Source organism: Cloacibacterium sp., from assembly GCF_047601505.1.
GTDB lineage: Bacteria > Bacteroidota > Bacteroidia > Flavobacteriales > Weeksellaceae > Cloacibacterium.
Genome location: NZ_JASGJD010000001.1, coordinates 3,497,048 through 3,517,500, shown reverse-complemented (window position 1 = coordinate 3,517,500; position 20,453 = coordinate 3,497,048). Strand labels below are relative to the sequence as shown.

The 20,453-nt window shown below is 30.6% G+C and carries 22 protein-coding genes and 1 tRNA gene (1 of these 23 cut by a window edge); 18 read left to right on the top strand and 5 right to left on the bottom strand.

Annotation, left to right across the window (positions count from 1 at the left end; genetic code table 11):
• The 4 genes from sucC to QM746_RS15860 all read right to left on the bottom strand — a co-directional run.
• Positions 1-200, bottom strand: the start of a protein-coding gene (sucC, locus tag QM746_RS15875; protein ID WP_414985098.1) for an ADP-forming succinate--CoA ligase subunit beta. 991 nt of this gene lie to the left of the window's left edge; only the first 200 of its 1,191 coding nucleotides appear in the window; its start codon is at positions 198-200; its stop codon lies off the left edge, out of view.
• Positions 201-311: 111 nt separating this feature from the next.
• Complete coding sequence (locus tag QM746_RS15870) at positions 312-698, bottom strand: DUF423 domain-containing protein (RefSeq protein WP_414985097.1); 387 nt, start codon at positions 696-698, stop codon at positions 312-314.
• A gap of 1 nt (position 699) precedes the next feature.
• Positions 700-1,299 (bottom strand): GNAT family N-acetyltransferase, encoded by a 600-nt coding sequence (locus tag QM746_RS15865; RefSeq protein ID WP_414985096.1) that lies wholly within the window; start codon positions 1,297-1,299, stop codon positions 700-702.
• A 2-nt stretch (positions 1,300-1,301) separates the two neighbouring features.
• Positions 1,302-2,630, bottom strand: a complete 1,329-nt coding sequence (locus QM746_RS15860) for a hydroxymethylglutaryl-CoA reductase, degradative (RefSeq protein ID WP_414985095.1) — start codon at positions 2,628-2,630, stop codon at positions 1,302-1,304.
• Positions 2,631-2,829: 199 nt separating this feature from the next.
• Here QM746_RS15860 and QM746_RS15855 point away from each other — a divergent pair.
• From QM746_RS15855 to QM746_RS15810, 10 genes are all read left to right on the top strand, one after another.
• Positions 2,830-2,900, top strand: a tRNA-Gln gene (locus QM746_RS15855).
• A gap of 284 nt (positions 2,901-3,184) precedes the next feature.
• Entirely contained in the window at positions 3,185-3,748 is a 564-nt protein-coding gene (locus QM746_RS15850) for a hypothetical protein (RefSeq protein ID WP_414985094.1), read from the top strand.
• Positions 3,749-3,899: 151 nt separating this feature from the next.
• The gene (locus QM746_RS15845; RefSeq protein ID WP_414985093.1) at positions 3,900-4,457 is read left to right on the top strand and encodes a helix-turn-helix domain-containing protein; all 558 of its coding nucleotides are present in this window, start codon (positions 3,900-3,902) and stop codon (positions 4,455-4,457) included.
• A 20-nt stretch (positions 4,458-4,477) separates the two neighbouring features.
• Positions 4,478-4,924 (top strand): response regulator, encoded by a 447-nt coding sequence (locus tag QM746_RS15840; RefSeq protein ID WP_414985092.1) that lies wholly within the window; start codon positions 4,478-4,480, stop codon positions 4,922-4,924.
• Positions 4,925-4,937: 13 nt separating this feature from the next.
• Entirely contained in the window at positions 4,938-7,967 is a 3,030-nt protein-coding gene (locus QM746_RS15835; RefSeq protein WP_414985091.1) for a PAS domain-containing protein, read from the top strand.
• 396 nt (positions 7,968-8,363) lie between these two features.
• Positions 8,364-8,516, top strand: a complete 153-nt coding sequence (locus tag QM746_RS15830) for a lmo0937 family membrane protein (protein ID WP_414985090.1) — start codon at positions 8,364-8,366, stop codon at positions 8,514-8,516.
• A 17-nt stretch (positions 8,517-8,533) separates the two neighbouring features.
• The gene (locus QM746_RS15825) at positions 8,534-8,791 is read left to right on the top strand and encodes a YtxH domain-containing protein (RefSeq protein ID WP_414985089.1); all 258 of its coding nucleotides are present in this window, start codon (positions 8,534-8,536) and stop codon (positions 8,789-8,791) included.
• Between the two features lie 28 nt (positions 8,792-8,819).
• Entirely contained in the window at positions 8,820-9,080 is a 261-nt protein-coding gene (locus QM746_RS15820) for a GlsB/YeaQ/YmgE family stress response membrane protein (RefSeq protein WP_414985088.1), read from the top strand.
• A 59-nt stretch (positions 9,081-9,139) separates the two neighbouring features.
• The gene (locus QM746_RS15815; protein ID WP_414985087.1) at positions 9,140-9,646 is read left to right on the top strand and encodes a hypothetical protein; all 507 of its coding nucleotides are present in this window, start codon (positions 9,140-9,142) and stop codon (positions 9,644-9,646) included.
• A 125-nt stretch (positions 9,647-9,771) separates the two neighbouring features.
• Positions 9,772-11,700 carry an ABC-F family ATP-binding cassette domain-containing protein gene (locus tag QM746_RS15810; RefSeq protein WP_414985086.1) on the top strand — a complete coding sequence of 643 codons (1,929 nt, stop codon included), beginning with the start codon at positions 9,772-9,774 and terminating at the stop codon, positions 11,698-11,700.
• 306 nt (positions 11,701-12,006) lie between these two features.
• Here QM746_RS15810 and QM746_RS15805 read toward each other — a convergent pair whose 3' ends face one another.
• Positions 12,007-12,513, bottom strand: coding sequence for a hypothetical protein (locus QM746_RS15805; RefSeq protein ID WP_414985085.1), 507 nt, complete (start codon positions 12,511-12,513; stop codon positions 12,007-12,009).
• Between the two features lie 212 nt (positions 12,514-12,725).
• On the opposite strand from QM746_RS15805, the gene QM746_RS15800 reads away from it, so the two are divergent.
• The 8 genes from QM746_RS15800 (at position 12,726) to ftsY (ending at position 20,396) form a co-directional block, all read left to right on the top strand.
• Positions 12,726-14,933 carry a TonB-dependent siderophore receptor gene (locus QM746_RS15800; RefSeq protein WP_414985084.1) on the top strand — a complete coding sequence of 736 codons (2,208 nt, stop codon included), beginning with the start codon at positions 12,726-12,728 and terminating at the stop codon, positions 14,931-14,933.
• A gap of 6 nt (positions 14,934-14,939) precedes the next feature.
• Positions 14,940-15,560 (top strand): hypothetical protein, encoded by a 621-nt coding sequence (locus QM746_RS15795; RefSeq protein WP_414985083.1) that lies wholly within the window; start codon positions 14,940-14,942, stop codon positions 15,558-15,560.
• Between the two features lie 70 nt (positions 15,561-15,630).
• A complete protein-coding gene (locus tag QM746_RS15790; RefSeq protein ID WP_414985082.1) occupies positions 15,631-16,833 on the top strand; it encodes a PepSY-associated TM helix domain-containing protein in 1,203 nt (400 codons plus the stop codon).
• Between the two features lie 86 nt (positions 16,834-16,919).
• Entirely contained in the window at positions 16,920-18,545 is a 1,626-nt protein-coding gene (gene lnt, locus QM746_RS15785; RefSeq protein WP_414985167.1) for an apolipoprotein N-acyltransferase, read from the top strand.
• A 133-nt stretch (positions 18,546-18,678) separates the two neighbouring features.
• Positions 18,679-18,915: a 50S ribosomal protein L28 gene (gene rpmB / locus QM746_RS15780; protein WP_069797241.1), complete on the top strand. Its 237-nt coding sequence runs from the start codon at positions 18,679-18,681 to the stop codon at positions 18,913-18,915.
• A 7-nt stretch (positions 18,916-18,922) separates the two neighbouring features.
• Entirely contained in the window at positions 18,923-19,105 is a 183-nt protein-coding gene (gene rpmG, locus QM746_RS15775; protein ID WP_374361366.1) for a 50S ribosomal protein L33, read from the top strand.
• 19 nt (positions 19,106-19,124) lie between these two features.
• Entirely contained in the window at positions 19,125-19,280 is a 156-nt protein-coding gene (locus QM746_RS15770) for a DUF4295 domain-containing protein (RefSeq protein WP_374361364.1), read from the top strand.
• A gap of 159 nt (positions 19,281-19,439) precedes the next feature.
• Positions 19,440-20,396 (top strand): signal recognition particle-docking protein FtsY, encoded by a 957-nt coding sequence (ftsY, locus tag QM746_RS15765; RefSeq protein ID WP_414985081.1) that lies wholly within the window; start codon positions 19,440-19,442, stop codon positions 20,394-20,396.
• Positions 20,397-20,453 lie beyond the last annotated feature (57 nt).

Here is a 20,453-nt window from a genome sequence, read left to right as displayed (position 1 = left end):
GAAAATTTAACACCACCACCTTTACCTCTACCACCAGCATGAACCTGAGCTTTTACTACCCAACCTTCGCTTCCGGTAAGTTCTTTTAATTTATCAGCAGCTTGTACTGCTTCTTCTACGTTGTTTGCTACAAAACCACGTTGGATTCTAACACCGTAAGAAGCTAAAATCTCTTTTGATTGATATTCGTGAAGATTCATAATATTTCTAAAATTTTTATTTTAAAGTTAGTTTTCACAAAAATATAAAAAAAGAGACAAGTGAAAAGGAATTGTACCAAGTTTTTTGCTCTTATTTTTATAAAATAGATTTTAAAATTTAGTCTTTGCAAAAACATAGATTAATAAAGCCCAACCTGTAATCATTAACAAACCTCCAAGTGGAGTAATAGGTCCTAAAAATTTGAGATTAACTCCCAAAACTTCTTGAAAACTCAATAAATAGATGCTAAAAGAGAATAATATTACTCCCAAAATAATGCACCAAGTTGCCCATTTTTCGGTTCCTGTTTCAAATTTGAAGAAAAATCCAATGATGAGAAGCAATAAAGCGTGATACATTTGGTATTTAACACCAGTTTCAAAACTTTGTAATCTTTCTACAGATAATATTTTTTTGAATGCGTGTGCGCCGAAAGCTCCAAGAATTACAGATGTCATTCCGTAGATTGCACCTATTATTAAGGTTAATGTTTTCATTTTATAATTTATTTTTCAGATTTTGTTTTACAGTTTCTGTCCATTCATTTTTTAGGATGCTAAGAATAGTGCTATTTCTTCTTGTTCCGTTTTTCTTAAACATTGTACTTCTAAGAGTTCCTTCTATGGTACAACCAATGCTTTTCATGGCGGCAATACTTTTAGAATTATCACTATCTGCAGAAAAACCTACCCGTTCAATTTCTATTTTTTCGAAGGCAAATTCTAACAAAAGATATTTACAATGTTTATTAAGACCAGTTCCCTGAAATTCTTTTCCATACCAAGTATAGCCTATTTCTAATGAATTTTCATCTAAATCTATGTTGTAAAATCTTGTAGAACCAGCAAATTTATTTTTTAATTTATCGAAAACAGCAAAACCATATTCACTGCCTTTTTTTCTACACGAAAGCGCAAAATCAATATAATCTTTCAGATTTTCTTTTCCTGCTGCATCAGAATGCAAAACAGAATAATCCCAAATTTCGGGTTCTTTTTCAGAAAATTCTAAAAAATCATCAAAATGTTTTACTTCTAAAGGCATTAAAATCACCCTTTCGTCTTCGAGAATATAATCTTTATTAAAATCGAAAATCATTATTATTTTTTTCTCAATTTTTCTAATTCAGCAATCACTTCATGATGACTTACCGTTTTGTCTTTAAAATACGTCACAAAGTGCTGTTTTTCTTCTTCGGTTGCTCCAAATTGGTTTAAAATATTAAAAAGGTGCATTTTCATGTGCCCTTTTTGAATTCCCGTAGTTACCAAAGAGCGAAGTGCTGCAAAATTTTGAGCCAAACCAGAAACCGCCAAAATGCTCATGAGTTCTTGTGCAGATGGTTTTCCTAATAACGCTAAAGAAAATTTTACCAAAGGATGAAGATTGGTTAAACCGCCAACAACGCCAACAGATATAGGTAAATCTATCCAAAATCTGAAAATTCCGTTATCTGTAGTGCAATGAGATAAAGATTTGTATTTTCCGTCTTTGCTTGCATAAGCATGTGCGCAGGCTTCCGTAGCTCGAAAATCGTTTCCAGTGGCTATTACAACGGCATCTACACCGTTCATAATGCCTTTGTTATGCGTAGTTGCTCTATAAGGTTCTATTTCTGCAATGGTAACAGCTTGTTTAAATTTCCAGGCAAATTCTTCGTTAGAAATTCCACTGTCGTCTTTTAAATCATCTATTTTACAAGAAACTTCGGCTCTTACAATACAATCTGGAGTGAAATTTGACAAAATATTCATCACAATTTGCAAAGAATCTTTTTCGGTTGGAGAGAAATCTTCAGATTGAGCAATTTCTTCTTTTAAAGTTTTCCCGAATTGTTCCAAACAAGAATTGATAAAGTTGGCTCCCATAGAATCTACTGTGTCAAAACTTGCTTTTAATTGATAGTAATTTTCTAATTCTGAGGTTTTATCAATTAATTTAATGTCTAGAATTCCACCGCCACGATTTCTCATGTTAGCCGTAATATCTTGGGTAGCATCAAAAAGCTTTTTCTTTAAAGTAAAATTGAAAAAATGCTGCAATTTGTGTGCTTCTACTTTAAAAATAAAATGGGTATGTCCCAGTTTTTCGGTATTGATAATGGTAGTTTTGAAACCACCTCTTTCAATCCAAAATTTTGCAGATTTAGAAGCGGCAGCTACAACAGAACTTTCTTCTACAGCCATTGGTAGAGCCATTAATTTGCCATCAATTAAGAAATTAGGCGCAATACCGTAAGGCATATAAAAATTAGAAATGGTATTTTCAGAAAACTCTTCGTGTAGTTTTTGAAGTTCTGGATTTTCGTTCCAATATTGATGAAGGATATCTTGATATTCTTGTTTTCCTTCTAAGTATTCGTTTATGAGCCAGTCTATTTTTCCTTGTTTTGAAAGTTTAGAAAAACCTTCAACTGGTTTATGATTCATAGAGATTAAATTTTAATTGGGTAAAGATACAAATTTTGTAGAAGTAGTAGTGGTAGCTGTTTTTTATAAAAAATATGAATGCTATTGTGAAAAAAAATAAGTTGAAATTCAATGATATATAAATTTTTGTTATTTTTTTTTCTGTAAACACTTGCAAGTTGAAAAAAATGTATTAAATTTGCACCACCAAAAACGATAGAGACTCATGGTGTAACGGTAGCACTACGGTTTTTGGTACCGTCTGTCGGGGTTCGAATCCCTGTGAGTCTACAAAAAGCCTTCTGTGTATTCAGGAGGCTTTTTTATTTCTAGAAATTCTATAATTTTCATTTAAAATTTTGTAAAGCATTCTTTGCTGTAATGCTACATCTTTGCAATGTATCTAAGAGATATGTGAAAAGAATTAGTATTTATATTATGTAAGTTTTACGAATGGTAGTTCAACAAAAAATTCTGTAAAAATCAAATAAAATAATATAAAAAGACTGAAAACAGAAAAACACAACTTTGCAATACAAAATTACATATACAAATAGAATTTAAAATTTAAAATTATGAAAAACATTAAAAAAGTAATACTAGGACTAGGGATTTTAAGTGCAGGATTATTAAGTGCACAAAATTCACAAATGACGAATATGTTGAAATTAGGAGTAAATGGCGGCGTAGCTGTTCCTTCTAGTAACGCATCTGCAAATGTAGGAGTGGATGTAGCGTACCAAAATTTAGTAACGCCAGGTTTTGGATTGGGTATCGCAACTGGTTATAATCAGTTTTTTGGAAAAGATAATAATGGTTATAGCAATAGTGATTTCGGGGTGGTTCCTGTTGCAGCTTTAATTAGAGTTTATCCTAAGCAACATGGTTTCTATTTTGGTACAGATTTAGGATACGGATTTATTACCGGTAGTAAAAAAGTAGCAGGAAATGCTTCTGTAGAAAGACCAGATGGTGGATTTTACTTAAAACCAGAAATTGGTTATCATAACGAAGATTGGAATTTTGCCGTTCAATATACCAAAGTTTTCACAGGAGACAAAGGAGATTTGCCTGGGCAAGATTACAATGCAGCTTCACTAGGAGTTGGTGTTTCGTATAACTTACCACTTGGTAAATAATTTAAAAAAATGAAAAGTAGTTTTTTCTTCATATAGTTTATTATTTAGTTTACTCTCACAAATAGGAAAATTTTATTTGTGAGAGTTTTTGTAAATATTTAACTTTTTAACATAATATTTTTTTATATTTATAATTGATAAACAAAAGAACATGAAAATTTTTACAAAATTTGATTACAATACAGTATGCAAAAAAGTTTTGGAAGATAAACTTGGTAACTTGGATTTGAAATATAGAATAATTGCATTCGGTGAGGTAGAGTTCTTAGAAAAGATTCCTTCTGAGAAGATGAAACTTCTTAAAGAGGATTTAGAAGAATATGGAATTACTATTATTGAAAATCAAAAAACCGTTTTGATTGAAAAAATTAAAGAAACCATTTTGGAAATGGTAAGTAGTGACGAACCACTTAATGTGAAGGCTTCGGTTTATCTTTCGGAAAAACTAAGTCATAGCTATGGTTATCTTTCTAATCTTTTTTCGGAAATTACTTTTAGCTCAATAGAAAATTATATTATGCTTCAAAAAATAGAACGAGCAAAAAGTTTAATCATAAAAGATAATCTTACTCTTACAGAAGTTGCTTATAAACTCAACTATTCTAGTGTAGCACATCTTAGCACACAATTTAAAAATATTACAGGAATTACACCGTCTCAGTTTCAAAGAATAATTACAAAAAGAAGAGAATTAGCCAATAAACAATAATAAACGAAAATATAATTAGTATGCAAACAGATTACATCCATATTATCTTAGCAGATGATGATGAAGATGACAGACTTTTCTTCACAGATGCCTTCAGCGAACTTAAGATTAATACTAAAGTAAATACCTTCAACGATGGTGTAGAATTGATGAATTATCTGAATTCGGACGATGCAATTTTACCTCAAGTTTTATTTTTGGACCTTAATATGCCAAAGAAAAACGGTTTAGAATGTTTAGCTGAAATAAAATCTAATAACAAATTCGAAGATATTGCTATTGCTATCTATTCTACTTCATCTTCGGAAGAACATATAGAAGAAACATTTGTAAAAGGTGCTAATATTTACATTAAGAAACCTAGCGATTTTGAAATGTTGAAAAAAGTATTGTCAGATGTAGTAGCAATTAATTGGCAATATCACACTTCGGGTCTTAACAAAGACAATTTCCTTCTGAGAATGTAATTTTTTAATTTTTATGAAATTCTACGAAAAACCTCTCTTCCTCAAAATAATTTTTATACTTAGTATAGCCATTATTTTATTTATTTCTGCTGTATCATTTAGAAATATTAAGCATCTTAATGAATCTAATGATGTAGTGAAACATAGTTATATTGTCTATGGTAATCTGGAAAAACTCTACGGAGATATTAAAGATTTAGAAATAGACAGAAGAAACTATTTTATTACAAAAGATAAAAATATTATACTTAAGATTCAAAAAGATGTATCTGTAGTTAATAAAGATCTGGAGGTTGTAGAAAAACTCATCAATGATAATCCTAAACAAGTTGCAAGTTTTAAAATATTAAAATTAAAATTTAAAGAAAAAGTAACTATTGTAGAAGATGGTTTAAGATTTCTAAATCTCACAAAAGACAGTCCGTTGGTTATAGAAAATATAAAGGATGGAAGCAATAAAATGAAAGAAATTTCTGTAGTTATCAATAAAATGATTAATATAGAAAAAAATCTTCTCAGTAAAAGGCTATACGAAAATAATGAAGTAAGCAAGTTTGCACCTGTAGTTAATTATTTTGCCCTTTTTGTTACTCTTTTTATTTTAATAGTTGCCATTGTAAAAATATCGAGAGATATTAAAATGCTTACTAATTATAATTCCGAATTAAAATTAGCAATAGAATCTTCTAATATGGCAGAGCAAATAGGAGAATTTGGAATTTGGCAGTATAATGTAGAGACGGATTTATTTCATTATTCTGAGAATATTTTCCGAATGTTAGGTTACAATCCTAATGAATTTGAAGCAAAATTAGAAAATTATGCAGCTCATGTTCATCCAGATGATTTGCCAAGGATGTTAGAAATATCAAGACAATTTAAAACTGCGGATAAACTTGGTCCTTATTCTTACAGAATTATTAGAAAGGATGGCGAAGTAAGATTTTTTAGAGGAGTTTGTAAAATTATTAAAAATCTTAGTGACGAAAGAATGATGATTGGTATTACTTCGGATATTACAGAAGAAGTATATGGTCAACTTCATATTGAAAATAAAAATATAGAATTACAAGAGAAAAACAAGACGCTTTTTCTGGCAAACGAAACCAATAAGGAAGCAGAAATTGCAGGTAGTTTTGGTACAATTCAGTGGTTTGTAGAAGATGATAGATTTTATTATTCGGATAATGTTTTCAGATTATTTGGAATTGAGATAGATAAAGGTATTGATATTAAAGACTTTTTCAAATATATTTCGTCAGAAGATTTAGAAATTGTTACTGGGCGACTTAAGGAAATGAGAGAGAGAAGGAAATTTAAACCTTATGTTTTTAGAATTAAAAGACCAGACAGCAATGAGGTGAGACATATTTCTGTAGTGAGTAAATTTATATCTAATGATACGGTAAAAGATTATGTCTTGGTTATATTGGTAGATGTTACAGATAATATTACTGCCCATAAAACAATAGAAAAACGGAACAAAGAATTACAAGATGCTTTCAGTAGATTAATTATTACCAACCAAGCTGCAAAATTTGGAGAAGAAATTGGTAAATACGGAAACTGGCAGTGGAATATAAAAGAAAATACTTGGTTCTTCTCAGAGAATTTGTATAAAATATTAGGAGCTAAACCTTTTTCATTTGATGCAAATCTTGATAATTATTACAAGTATATACATCCTGAAGATTTAGAAAAATACAAACAAGCGATGGCAAATATGATGGAAGAAGAAAATTTGCCAAGCGTTACCTATAGAATTCACAAGCCTAGTGGAGAAATTATCCATGTGAAAAGTATTGGAAGACCTGTTTATGATGCATCTGGCAAAAAATTACTTTCGGGAAGTGTTATTGATATTACAGACGAAGTTTTGAAAAACGAAATGCTTCAAAAAGCTTTAGAAGAAATTTCATATTACAACGAAAGTAGTAAAGAAGCAGAAAAAATAGGAAATTATGGCTTCTGGAAATGGGATGTTGATAAAAATGATTTCGAATTTTCTGATAATATTTTCAGAATGTTTGGTTTGGACAAAGAAAATTTCGTTCCTGTGCTAGATAGTTTTATTCCTACAATTTATCCAGAAGATGCTGCTTTTGTTACAGAATATTTAGAGAAATTTAGAAAAAAAGAAAAAAATATAGCTTCTTACGAACATAGAATTGTAAAACAAAATACATCGGAAATAAGATACATTAGAGTTTCTAACAAGCCAATTGAAGATAATAATGGGTTTTATTATATGATGATTACTCAAGATATTACAGACGAAATTAATAAAAATGCAGAAACTTTACAGAAAAACAGAGAGTTAGAAGCAAGTAATAAAGAACTTCAGGCATTTAATTACGTTGCAAGTCACGATTTGCAAGAACCTTTAAGAAAAATTGAAACTTTTATCTCCAGATTAGAAACAAAAGATTATAAAAATCTTACCGAAATTGGTCAACAATATTTTGATAGAATAAAAGTAGCTGCAGGAAGAATGAGATTGTTAATACAAGATTTACTGCAATTTTCTAGAACCAATAAATCTGACCAAGTTTTTGAAAAAGCAAACCTTAACGATTTGCTAGAAGCTGCAAAACACGAAATTGCAGAAAGTATTGACGAAAAATCTGCTCAAATTGTATCTGAAGAATTGCCTTCAATTAAAGTAATACCATTCCAGATTCAGCAATTATTTATTAATCTTTTAGGAAATTCTATAAAATATTCTAAAGCAGATGTAGCACCTATAATTAATATTAAGTATCAAAAAATAGCAACCAAGAAAATTGGTAATCTTGTTTTGCCTACTAAAAAAGAATTTCATCAATTCACCTTCTCTGATAACGGAATTGGCTTTTCGCAAGAATATTCTCAAAGGATTTTTGAGCTATTTAGCAGGTTGCATAATAAAGACGAAATTGCAGGAACTGGTATTGGATTGGCAATATGTAAAAAAATTGTAGAAAACCACAAAGGTTATATAATAGCAGAAGGACATCCGAATGAAGGAGCAGAATTTAATGTATATCTGCCAGATGCTAATTAATAGTTAAATACTCAAAATATAGAAATCACGCTTTATCAATTGAAGCGTGATTTTTTATGATAATTCTATAAATTATTTATTTTTTGATGTAACAAATCTCCCGTTGTTTTCTAACATCTTTGTATTGTAAAAAAGCAGATAAACTTTACAGGTTTACATGGCAAAACTTTAAATAATATAACAATTTAAATTCTGTAAAATTTTAATCAAATAATGTAAAATATTGATTGTTAGTTGTTTGTAAGTTTGTGATGTAAAAAAGAAAAAGTTCTTTGAAAAGTTTCATTAACGGTAAGAAGTGATAATTCTATAATAATGAATAGAAATGATATAACTCTAAATTTGCTTGCTCATGATAATTTTGCATTGAAAACTGTATAATTTTTTTTAACAATTATGAATAAATGGATATATTTTTTGGTGGGGTTTTTATTAATAATATGGGCAATAGGATTTTTTGTTTTTGATTTTGGAGTTTTTATTCACATTCTTTTTGTAATGGCACTTTTTATAATGCTTTTTGAAGTAATAAGAGAAGAGAATAAATAACAATAAAATATAAAATTATGAACACCATCACAAAACAAACTTTAGGAATTTTAGGTGCAGCAGCTGTAGGAACAGCAGTAGGAATTTTATTTGCACCTCAGAAAGGTAAAAGCACAAGAGCGAAAATTAAGTCTCAAGCAACTGGCGCAAAAGATAAATTGAAAAATTTTTCTGATGAAGCTAAAAAGAAATTGAATTCTGTATCTGAAAAGTTTCAAAATAAAAAAAATGAAACAATCTCTGAAATTCACACAGAATTAGATGCTCTTAGATAATTTGGTTTAACTTTTAATACAAACTGTTATGATTAACATTATTGCATGGTTAATTTTTGGATTAATTGCTGGGGCAATTGCCAGATTATTAAAACCAGGACAAGACAAAGCAGGTTGGATAGCTACTATTGTTATTGGTATTGTAGGAAGCGTAGTAGGAGGTTTTTTAGGGAATTTATTTTTCGATGCAGATGTTACTAATGATGTTTTTAGTTTTTATTCTTTAGGAATGTCTGTTCTAGGAGGTATTATTGTTTTGTATGCTTATAACGCCTTATCAAGAGATTAATTTATAAATATAAACACACACACACATCACAAAATATTAATTTGAAAAATCACAAAATTATGAAATCAAATCTTCAATTAAACGGAAATTCGACAATTAAAAAATTATTTACAGTATTGTCTATTGGTGCATTTTCTATGATGTTTTCGCAAGGAACAAGTGTAGAAAAACCAATTAAAATAGGAGAAGGTAATCCTCAGGTTTTAAAATCAGAGGTTAATAAAATTAGAAAATCTGAAAAAGTATCGCCTTACACATTGGTTCCTATGCTTTCTACAATGGAAAAGCCGATGTATAAAGAAGGAGACGAAGCTTTTAGAAATGCTGTAATTACCAATTTAGACAGACAACATATTTCTGAAACAGGTTTACAATATACTACAGTTTCTTTCTTAGTAGATGAAAAAGGTAAAATCTACGATGTGAAAGCAGAAGGTAATAACGAAACACTTAATTTAGCTTCTATTATAGCGGTTTACAAAGTAAAAGACGGCTTTTCGCCTGCAACATTAGGAACAACTAAAATGGCTGCCAGAGTAAGATATACAATCCCTGTTGAATTGTAAAAAGAAAGTTTATTTTTATCTCATTGAGAATTATTAATGAAACTGCATCTTAATAGGTGCAGTTTTTATTTTATAAATCTTATTTTTGCAACTTCAAAAAAGTTTTATAAAAATTCTATCATATTATGATTTCAGTTCAAGGTTTAGGACTTCACCATTCTGGCAATTATCTCTTTAGAGATGTAAATTTCACCATCAAAAGAGACGATAAAGTAGGTTTGGTAGGTAAAAATGGTGCAGGAAAATCTACACTTCTCAAAATGCTTTCCTCAGAAATTTCTTTCTACGAAGGAAACATTGTGCCAGAAGGAAATATTACCATTGGTTTCTTAAAACAAGATTTAGATTTCGTAAAAGGTAGAACCGTTTGGGAAGAAACTTTACAAGCTTTTGAGCAAATTAATGCTTGGAAAAACGAACTAGAAGAAGTAAATCATCAATTAGCTACCAGAACAGATTACGAATCTGATGCTTACCACGATTTAATTCACAGAATGACAGATCTTAACGATATTCTTCATCATCACGATGCCTATAATTTGGAAGGAGATGTAGAAAAAGTTTTGCTAGGTTTAGGTTTTAAAGCAGCAGATTTCAATAGAATTACTGATGAATTTTCTGGCGGATGGAGAATGAGAATAGAATTGGCAAAATTGCTTCTTCAAAATAACGACTTGTTGCTTTTAGATGAGCCAACCAACCATTTGGATATGGAATCTATTATTTGGCTCGAAAATTTTTTGAAAGATTATAACGGTGCAATTGTTTTGGTAAGTCACGATAAGCAGTTTATGACGGCGGTTTGTAACAGAACTTTCGATATCAATAACAAAAAAGTAGATGATTATAAAGCTAATTATTCTAAATATTTAGAACTTAGAAAAGATAGAAAAGAAAAACTAATTCAAGCGAAGAAAAACCAAGATGCGGAAATTAAACAGATGGAAGATAACATCAACAAGTTCCGTGCGAGTGCTACCAAAGCTTCTTTTGCCCAATCTTTAATTAAAAAATTAGACAAAATAGAAAGAATTGAAGTAGAAAACGACGATGTTTCTAAATTCAATATTAGATTTGTGCAAAGTGTTGTTCCTGGTAAAGTAATTTTCGAAGCTAATAAATTAGGAAAAAAATACGGTAATAATCAAATTTTTGACAATGTAGATTTCTTTGTTCAACGTGGCGATAGAATTGCACTTCTTGGGCAAAACGGACAAGGAAAAACCACACTTGCTAAGATTTTGGCAGGAGAAATTAAAGATTATTCTGGAGAATGGAATCTTGGGCATAACGTAAATATTGGTTATTTTGCTCAAAATCAAGAAGAAGTTCTTACGCCAGACAAAACCGTTTTGCAAGAAGCAGAAGATGCCGCAACCGAAGAAACCAGACCAAGAGTAAGAGATTTGCTCGGAAGTTTCCTTTTTACTGGTGAAGCGGTGCAAAAAAAGACGAAAGTTCTTTCGGGAGGAGAAAGAAACCGTTTGGCGCTTTGTAAATTGTTACTTCGTCCGTTCAATACGTTAATTATGGACGAACCTACCAATCACTTAGATATTCAATCTAAAGAAATTATAAAAATAGCACTTCAAAAATTTGAAGGAACGGTAATTGTAATTTCTCACGATAGAGAATTTTTGCAAGGACTTTGTGATAAAATTTTCGAATTTAGAGATGGTGGCATGAAAGAATTCTTAGGAAATATTAATGAATATTTGGAATACAGACAAAAAGAAAGCATTAGAGAAATTTCTATAGAAAAATCTAAATTGTCTCAGGAAATTGTTGAGGTAAAAGCAGAAAAAGAAACTTCTGTAGAAGATAAACCTTCTAATACGTCTCATTTTGTAAGCAAAGAGCAGAAAAATCTTCAAAATAAATTAAAAAAAATTGAAGAAAAAATTTCTAATTACGAAACTGAAATTGCTTCGCTGGAAAGTATTTTTTCTAAAACCAATCCTTCGGCTCAAGAATTAGAAAAGTATGAAAATCTGAGAACAGAATTAGCAGCAAGTATGCAAGAGTGGGAAGATGTAGCTTCTCAAATTGATTAAATAAATTTTTATTGAAAAGTATAGAATCCGGTTTTTATAGCCGGATTTTTTTTATAAAAAAATGGCGAGACAAAATATTAGATATCTTATCCCGCCCAAAAACACAAATGAAAAAATGTTAAATTATATTAAAATAAATTTAATATTATTAAAAACTTTATTGATGATAAATTGAATTATATTTTATGTTAAATAACGTCTAATAATCAATTTATCAATTATTTATAAAGTCGTTTTATAATTTTGCAAAGATACTAATAATTATCTAAATTGCAATAAATCAAAAAAATATTGATAATTCAATAATTAAACTAAAATCAAAAATAGTGCCAAAATAACGCCTAATGCAGTTACTATCATACCGTTTCTAAAGATTCTAGACTTAGGATTAAACATCCAAAATGAAGAGATTACAAAGAAAAATAATGAAATCCCGAAGATGGTATTGAGTACAGAAAGTTTATGTTTTGAGTCAGATTTGTGTAGGTCAGTCATCTTTTTCAAGAAAAAAGGAAGTTCTTTTTTTGTGTATTTTGCTTCTCCCGTTTTTGAGTTATAGCTGCCTTCTTTGAAGATTACTAAATCGCCTTTTTGTTCTTTTACTTCCAAGCCTTTAATTTTTAATTCTTTTCCTAGTTTGTCTAAAGGAATGTTGGCTTCAATTTTAGTTTCAATTTTCTTTTCTTTTTTTAAAAAACTTGTGTCTCTGTAAATTAGTAAAACTCCGCTAATTGCATAAACAGCCATAATTCCTGCCATAAAATACCCGATGTAACGGTGTAGAAGTCTCATCGTAGTTCTTGTGTTCTTCATTCTATTTAATTTTTATGTTTGATAAACGAAAAAAAAGTGGAAATATTTCCACTTTTTTAGATTGATTATTTATTGCAAAGTTAAAGTTTATAAGTGTAGGTTAATGAAAAATAAAGATTTTAGTTCTTTAACGCAAGAATATGATAAAAATCATGCTAATTATTTTTTATTTAGAATTAATAAAAATAATATATTTGCAAAAAAATAATCTTATGAAGAAAACGATAGCGGTGTCTTTAGTAGTATTAGGAACTGTTTTTGCAAATGCTCAAAAGAAAAAAGATACTGTAAAAAGAGAAGTGAAAATAGATGAGGTAGAACTCTTCGGGGAAAAAAACAAACAACCAGAAGGTTTAGAAGTTATTACAAGGTTGCCTCTTAAGCCAAGAGATCAAATTCAATCAATTTCAGTAGTATCAACTAAAGTTATTGAGCAGTTGGGAGGATTAACGGTAACGGATGTTGCTAAAAATATACCAGGTGTTACACAGTTTGGTAGTTACGGAGGAACAAGAGAAAGTATGTCTATTAGAGGTTATAGAGGTGTTCCTGTTCTTAAAAATGGAGTAATGATGGATTCTGATTTTCGTACAGCAGCTATGCTTACAGATATGCAAGGTGTAGAATCTATTCAAGTGATAAAAGGTTCTGCGGCAGTTACTCAAGGAATTGGAGACGGTTTAGGTTCTGCAGGTGGTGTAATAAATGTTGTAACTAAAGTTCCAAAATTTATCAATCAAACCAATGTAGGTTTCAGATACGGAAGTTGGGATTTTTATAGACCAACTGTAGATTTTCAAAGAGTTTTAGATGACAAAGGTAAAGTTGCAGTAAGATTTAATGCAGCTTATCAAGATAATAATAGCTTTAGAAAGTATGTAAATACAGACAGAATTTATGTAAATCCATCAGTTGCATTTCGTCCAGACGATAAAACTGAAATTGTAGTAGAGATGGATTATATGCATAATAACACAACCCCAGACCGAGGAACTGTTAATCTTGCAAAAGGAGATACTGAAGCGTTATACGAAATGCCAAAAGGTAAATTTCTAGGCTTTTCTTCAGATAATGCAGAAACAACAACTTTTAATTTTTCTACATCTGTTATAAGGAAATTGACGGATAAATTGAAACTGAGAGCAGCATACATGAGTTCTTCTTATGAATCTGATATTATTGGAGCATCTCTTGCGCCAGTAAGTTCTAGTAATCCTAATGAATTTAGAAGAAGAACAATAGCTAGATCTGGCAGGGAGGATGCAAACAAAACTTTTCAGTTTGATTTTATAGGAGCAGACGTGATGACGGGTTTCATGAAACATACTTTTCAGGTTGGCTTTGATTGGAAAGAATCTGACGTTACCACCACAGCTTATACCGCCAAAAAACCAGATGGAAGCACTATAAGTAATAATAATACAATAGACGTTATTAATGTTCTTGATGATATATCTAACACACTTCCTTACGAAATTACGTATGTAGCGGGTAACTCTACTAACGTTATAACACCAACAATTGGTTTGATGGCTCAAGATGTGGTAACTTTTAATAAATACATAAAGGCTCATTTAGGAGTGAGATATAGTAGATTAAATGGTTCTGATAAAGACCCCAATTACGCATGGAATCCTTCTTTCGGATTGATGATCTCTCCATTAGAAAATGTTAATGTATTTGGTTCATACACAAGTACAACCAGTCTTAGATCTGCAAATAATGTTTTGTTAAACGGAGAAAACGTAGGCGCATCTACTACAAAACAATGGGAAGCAGGGATTAAATCGGATTGGCTAGATCAAAAATTAAGATTCAATGTAACATTGTTTGATATTAATATAGATAATCTTTCGTATCAACTTTTAGATAGTAATGGAAATCCTCTACAAGGCAACCCTTATGCTTTAGCAGGAGAATTGAAAAGAAAAGGAATTGAAGTAGAATTGATAGGTAGAATTTTGCCAAACTTACAAGTGATGACAGGTTGGGCGTATGTAGATGCTCAGTATCAAGATAGTCCAGCATTTGTTAATGGTTCAGCGCCAATTAATACTCCTAAAAACACAGCAAATGGTTGGTTGAATTACAAATTTAATCAAGGGTTTCTTAATGGATTAGATGTGGGCGCTGGTATTTATTATGTGGGGACAAGACCTGTTGATGATTATAAGCAAACTTATACTAATGCAACTGGAGGTCACGTTAATGGTACTCAACCTGGTGAAAAGCCTTTCTTGATGCCAGATTATACCACAGTTGATGCGCAGGTTGGTTATCAATTCAAAAAAGGACTTGGTTTAAGAGTTTTCTTTAATAATATTTTTGACGAGGTAGGTTACAGCTCTTATTTTAGAGGTGGATATATAGACCAAATTCAACCGAGAAACTTCGCAGTACAAGTAAATTATAAATTTTAATAAATTATGAAATCATTAATCAAATTATTTGTTTTGTCATTTTTAGCTATTTCTTTAGCTTCTTGCTCTGGTGACAAAAAAGGAAGAGGAATAGACTTTTCTGAACTAAAAAAAGAGCTGAAATTAGATGCAACTAAAGAAAAACAGTTCGACGAGATTACAGCAAAATACAAAAAGCTGCAAGAACAAAACTTTGAAGCTGCTAAAGCGCAAGGTGGAAAAATGGATAGAGTAGCTCTTGGTATAAAAGGAGAAGAACTTCGGGAGAAACAAGCGATAGAAATGGCAAAAGTGCTTTCTGCGGAAGAATTAGAAAAATTCAACAAATTTGTAGATGAAAATTCTAGAAAAAGACCAAGATATGACAATAAACTTCTAGAAAAAATAAAATCTGAAGCTCAGCTTTCTAACGAAGAATTTGCTGTAGTAAATGCAGCTAATGATGCTTTCGAAAAAGCTTTTAACGATGCTCACGATATTTACCACGGTAATAATGATGTAGCAAAAGAATATTGGAATAAGTATGATGCTCAAAGAAAAGCAGCTATAAAAATTGCTTTAACGCCAGAACATTTTGCTAAATTCGAAGAAATAGTGAAAGGCGAACAGTTTAAAGCTAGAAAATAAATTTTTTATCACTCATTAATTTTCTTTACCATTAAAGCTTTTTTAAGGCTTTAATGGTTTTCTTTTAACTATGAAAAAAAAACTATTAAAAAGCATCTTTCGTAAGAGAAGAAAAAATGAAACTTTTTTTAAATATCTAATGTGGATTTCGCATTTTTGGTTGGGTATTTTGTCTTCTATCGTCGTTTTTGTGGTTTGTTTTACGGGATGTCTTTATGCTTTTAAAAATCAAATTACAGAAATTTATAATCGTGATAAAGTATTTGTAGAGAAGGTTTCTAATGCAAAAAAGTTTTCGGCAGACGATGTTCAGAATCAATTTTTAAAAAATCATAAAAAAATAACGGCACTTACGATTTCTAATGACGAGGGCAGAAGTGTTAGCGTTTCTTATGAGGAAAATGGAGTGGCACAAACCACATTTTTTAATCAATACACAGGTGAAGAATTGGGAGCTGTAGATACTTCTTTAAATGTTTTTTTTGAAACGGTTTTAGACCTTCATAAGAATTTATTGATGGGGAATGTTGGTCGGCAGATTTTAGGAGCTGGAGTTTTGATGTTTGTTTTTCTGCTTTTTTCAGGTTTTGTGCTTTGGTTGCCCAAAAGAATTAGAAATCTTAAGCAAAGTCTTACCGTGAAATGGAATGCTCGTTTTCAACGTTTGAACTACGATTTGCACAATACACTCGGGTTTTACACATTTTTATTGTTGTTTTTCATTGCAATTACAGGTTTGTATGTAACTTATCCTTGGGTTAAAAACATCTTGATTGTTTCTCTTGGCGGAGAATCTATTTCTTCTATAAATGCTGAAAATAAAGAGTCAGACGATGCTTTTGCAGGTTTGCTTTTGGATATGATTCAGAAACAAAATGAAAAGAAAGAAGAACAAAAAGTGAAAATTTCTCTCGACGAAATTCTTAAAAAAGCAGACGATGTGTTGTTTTACAAAGCTGTTACAACAATAGAATTGCCAAATAAAGAAAATCCCAGATTTGTAGTTTCAAAAATTAATACCACTCATTTTTTAGGAATGATGCTTCCCGATGAGGTTACTTTTGATAAAAATGGAGAACTGAAAACCAAAGATTTATTTTTGGATAAACCATTGAATGAACAGATTACAGCTTTGGTAAAACCGCTACACACAGGCGAAATAATGGGTTTACCAAGTATTATTTTGTATTTTATAGTTTGTCTAATCGGTTGTTCGCTTCCCGTTACAGGAATTGTGATTTGGTGGCAAAGATTGCAAAAACAAAAGGTTTAAATTGATAAAACAGTAATTTAATGTTTTCAAAACCAATATTAATTTTCAAAATCTTAAATTTGCGTTTTTACTGATGAAAATTTATGATAAAAAATATTTTTCTCGCAGCTATTTCTGCGTTGCTTTTTAGTGTTTCTTGGCCTACTTACGGCGTTCCATTTTTTGTTTTTTTTGCGTTTGTTCCGCTTTTATTAATGGAACAAAATATTTCGAAATTTTCGAATATTAAAAAAAAGGGTTGGGCTGTTTTCGGATTGAGTTATTTCGCCTTTTTTATTTGGAACATAGTAACTACAGGTTGGCTGTATTATGCTAAAAATCCGGATGGTAGCAATGCTATTTTTGCGGTTGTTTTTCCGGTAGTTGTTAATTCATTATTGATGAGTACTGCTTTTCAATTGTATCATTGGTACAAAAAAGTAAGAGGAACGTATTTCGGATTGGTATTTTTTGTTGCAATTTGGTTGAGTTTTGAAAAATTTCATTTGGGTTGGGAATTTACTTGGCCTTGGTTAAATTTAGGAAATGCTTTCTCCGAATATCCTAAAATAATACAATGGTACGACACTATTGGAGCAACTGGTGGTAGTTTCTGGATTTTATTGATTAATGTTTTTACATTTTATGCGATTAGAGTATGGGAAGCAGGTAGAATTAGAAAAGATTTAATAAAAAATGTAGCAATTATTTTTGCGCTTATTTTTATTCCGATTTTTATTTCTATTTATAAATATAATAGTTTTCAAGAAAAACCAATAGGAAACGTAAATGTGGTTTTGTTACAGCCTGAATTAGACCCGTACAACGAGAAATATTCTAAAGATTCTCTTCAAATTTTAGACGAACTTCTTACTTTGGCAGAACATAATTCTAAAGGAAAAGTAGATTTCTTTATCGCTCCCGAAACTGCTTTCCCAGGAAGAGGAAGCCTTAGCGAAAACGGATTTAACAAAAGTATTTCTATAAATATAGCTAAAGAATTTTTGGCAAAGCATCCTAAATCTATTTTGTTAACAGGTGCTTCAACTCATAAATTTTTATTTAATGAAAGCGAAACAGAAAATTATTCGGTAAAACTTCAAGATGGGGTTTGGGCTAATTCTTACAATTCGGCACTTCAGATTATTCCGAATCAAAATGTAGATGTTTATCACAAAGGGAAATTAGTTCCAGGAGTTGAAATTTTTCCTTATATCAGATTTTTGAAACCTATTTTGGGAGATGCAATGTTAGATTTTGGCGGTGCTACTTCTTCTTTAGGAATTGATAAAGAAAGAAAAGTTTTTACCAATAATTTTAATAAAGCAAAAGTAGCTCCTATCATCTGCTATGAAAGTATCTATGGAGAATTTGTGACAGATTACGTTAGAAACGGAGCAAATCTTTTAGCAATTATGACCAACGATTCTTGGTGGGATAATTCTGAAGGGCATAGACAATTGTTGTCTTATGCAAGATTGAGAGCCATAGAAACCCGAAGAGAAATAGTGAGAGCAGCTAATAGTGGGATTTCTGCGCATATTAATGCGAGAGGAGATATTTTAGAAGATACCATTTATGGAGACCAAACAGCTTTGGTGGTGAAGGCTGATTTATTAGAAGAAAATTCTAGTTACACAAAAATTGGTGATTTAATTTCTAGAATTGCTATATTTGCACTCGGATTTTTAATGGTTTATCATTTTGGAAAAAGGATAACTTCTAAAAAATAAAGTAAATAGTCTTTGTGGAAAATAATTTCAAAAAAATAGAAATTAATTTCTCTGAAAATTTGTGTGTTAAAAAAAATATCCATAATTTTGCACACTCAAAATAAGTACATAGTAGTAAAAAGAACATCGAGATATGTCAAGAATTTGCCAAATAACAGGTAAGCGTGCAATGGTAGGAAACAATGTTTCTCACGCAAATAACAAAACGAAAAGACGTTTTGAAATTAATTTATTAGAGAAGACATTTTATCTTCCTGAGCAAGAAAAAAGCGTAACACTAAGAGTTTCTGCTCATGGTTTGAGAGTTATCAATAAAATTGGTATCGAAGAAGCAATTGAAAGAGCAACAAGAAACGGATTTTTAAAATAAGTAAGAAATGGCTAAGAAAGGAAATAGAGTTCAAGTAATTCTTGAGTGCACAGAGCACAAAGAAACTGGTATGGCTGGTATGTCTAGATACATCACCACTAAAAATAAAAAGAACACTACGGAAAGATTAGAACTTAAAAAATACAATCCGGTTCTTAAGAAATATACTGTTCACAAAGAAATTAAGTAATCTTATAAAACGTTAAAAGATGGCAAAGAAAGTTGTTGCAACGCTACAAGGTGGAGCAGGATCTAAAAAAATGACCAAAGTAATCAAAATGGTGAAGTCTCCTAAAACAGGTGCTTACGTTTTTGAAGAAAAAGTAATGAACGCTGATGAAGTAGATGGTTTTTTAAAAAAATAATTACTCTACACGCGTAAACATATAAAAACTACTCAATATATTTTGAGTAGTTTTTTTGTTATCTTTGTGCAAATTAAAAATGTAACAATTTATAGATTTTATTTTTGATGTGTCAAATATCAAATCTTAAATTTCGAATCTCAAATCTCAAATCATAAGATGAGTTGGTTTAAAAATATATTTAAAAAAGAAGAAAAAGAATCTTTAGACAAAGGTCTGGAAAAATCTAGTCAAGGTTTTTTTGATAAAATTTCCAGAGCTGTAGTAGGTAAATCTAAAGTAGATGATGAGGTTTTAGACGAATTGGAAGATATTTTAATCGCTTCTGATGTGGGCGTTAATACTACCGTTAAAATTATCGAAAGAATTGAAGCAAGAGTAGAACGAGATAAATATGTAAATACCGCAGAATTGGATAAAATTCTTCGTGAAGAAATCTCTGGTTTATTGCTCGAAAATCCTCATTCTCAATCTAAAAATATTGATGAAACCAAGAAACCTTATGTAATAATGGTAGTTGGTGTAAATGGAGTTGGTAAAACTACAACTATTGGTAAATTAGCGCATCAATTCAAATCTCAAGGTTTGAATGTAGTTTTGGGTGCTGCAGATACTTTTAGAGCAGCAGCAGTAGATCAATTGGTGATTTGGAGCGAAAGAGTAGGCGTGCCAATTGTAAAGCAAAATATGGGAAGTGACCCTGCTTCTGTAGCTTTTGATACCGTGCAAAGTGCGGTGGCGCAAAATGCTGATGTGGTAATTATAGATACGGCAGGGAGATTGCACAATAAAATAAATTTAATGAATGAGCTTTCTAAAATAAAAAGAGTGATGCAAAAGGTTTTGCCAGAAGCTCCACACGAAGTTTTGTTGGTTTTGGATGGTTCTACTGGTCAAAATGCTTTCGAACAAGCTAAACAATTTACTGCGGCTACCGAAGTTTCTGCTTTAGCGGTAACTAAATTAGATGGTACAGCAAAAGGTGGTGTAGTGATTGGTATTTCAGACCAATTTCAAATTCCTGTAAAATATATTGGAGTTGGCGAAAAGATGGAAGACTTACAACTTTTTAATGGAGAAGAATTTGTAGATTCTTTTTTCAAAAAAAGAGGTTAAATATAAAATATATTTAGATAAAAAGACCGTTTCAAACATTTTGAAACGGTCTTTCTT

Coding starts and splice junctions, on each gene's coding strand:
- QM746_RS15800 (WP_414985084.1), top strand. CDS start 12,726: ATGAAGAAAACGATAGCGGTGTCTTTAGTAGTATTAGGAACTGTTTTT.
- ftsY (WP_414985081.1), top strand. CDS start 19,440: ATGAGTTGGTTTAAAAATATATTTAAAAAAGAAGAAAAAGAATCTTTA.
- QM746_RS15795 (WP_414985083.1), top strand. CDS start 14,940: ATGAAATCATTAATCAAATTATTTGTTTTGTCATTTTTAGCTATTTCT.
- QM746_RS15815 (WP_414985087.1), top strand. CDS start 9,140: ATGAAATCAAATCTTCAATTAAACGGAAATTCGACAATTAAAAAATTA.
- QM746_RS15830 (WP_414985090.1), top strand. CDS start 8,364: ATGAATAAATGGATATATTTTTTGGTGGGGTTTTTATTAATAATATGG.
- QM746_RS15840 (WP_414985092.1), top strand. CDS start 4,478: ATGCAAACAGATTACATCCATATTATCTTAGCAGATGATGATGAAGAT.
- QM746_RS15860 (WP_414985095.1), bottom strand. CDS start 2,630: ATGAATCATAAACCAGTTGAAGGTTTTTCTAAACTTTCAAAACAAGGA.
- QM746_RS15865 (WP_414985096.1), bottom strand. CDS start 1,299: ATGATTTTCGATTTTAATAAAGATTATATTCTCGAAGACGAAAGGGTG.
- QM746_RS15870 (WP_414985097.1), bottom strand. CDS start 698: ATGAAAACATTAACCTTAATAATAGGTGCAATCTACGGAATGACATCT.
- QM746_RS15770 (WP_374361364.1), top strand. CDS start 19,125: ATGGCAAAGAAAGTTGTTGCAACGCTACAAGGTGGAGCAGGATCTAAA.
- QM746_RS15825 (WP_414985089.1), top strand. CDS start 8,534: ATGAACACCATCACAAAACAAACTTTAGGAATTTTAGGTGCAGCAGCT.
- QM746_RS15805 (WP_414985085.1), bottom strand. CDS start 12,513: ATGAAGAACACAAGAACTACGATGAGACTTCTACACCGTTACATCGGG.
- QM746_RS15810 (WP_414985086.1), top strand. CDS start 9,772: ATGATTTCAGTTCAAGGTTTAGGACTTCACCATTCTGGCAATTATCTC.
- QM746_RS15845 (WP_414985093.1), top strand. CDS start 3,900: ATGAAAATTTTTACAAAATTTGATTACAATACAGTATGCAAAAAAGTT.
- QM746_RS15850 (WP_414985094.1), top strand. CDS start 3,185: ATGAAAAACATTAAAAAAGTAATACTAGGACTAGGGATTTTAAGTGCA.
- QM746_RS15835 (WP_414985091.1), top strand. CDS start 4,938: ATGAAATTCTACGAAAAACCTCTCTTCCTCAAAATAATTTTTATACTT.
- rpmB (WP_069797241.1), top strand. CDS start 18,679: ATGTCAAGAATTTGCCAAATAACAGGTAAGCGTGCAATGGTAGGAAAC.
- QM746_RS15790 (WP_414985082.1), top strand. CDS start 15,631: ATGAAAAAAAAACTATTAAAAAGCATCTTTCGTAAGAGAAGAAAAAAT.
- QM746_RS15820 (WP_414985088.1), top strand. CDS start 8,820: ATGATTAACATTATTGCATGGTTAATTTTTGGATTAATTGCTGGGGCA.
- rpmG (WP_374361366.1), top strand. CDS start 18,923: ATGGCTAAGAAAGGAAATAGAGTTCAAGTAATTCTTGAGTGCACAGAG.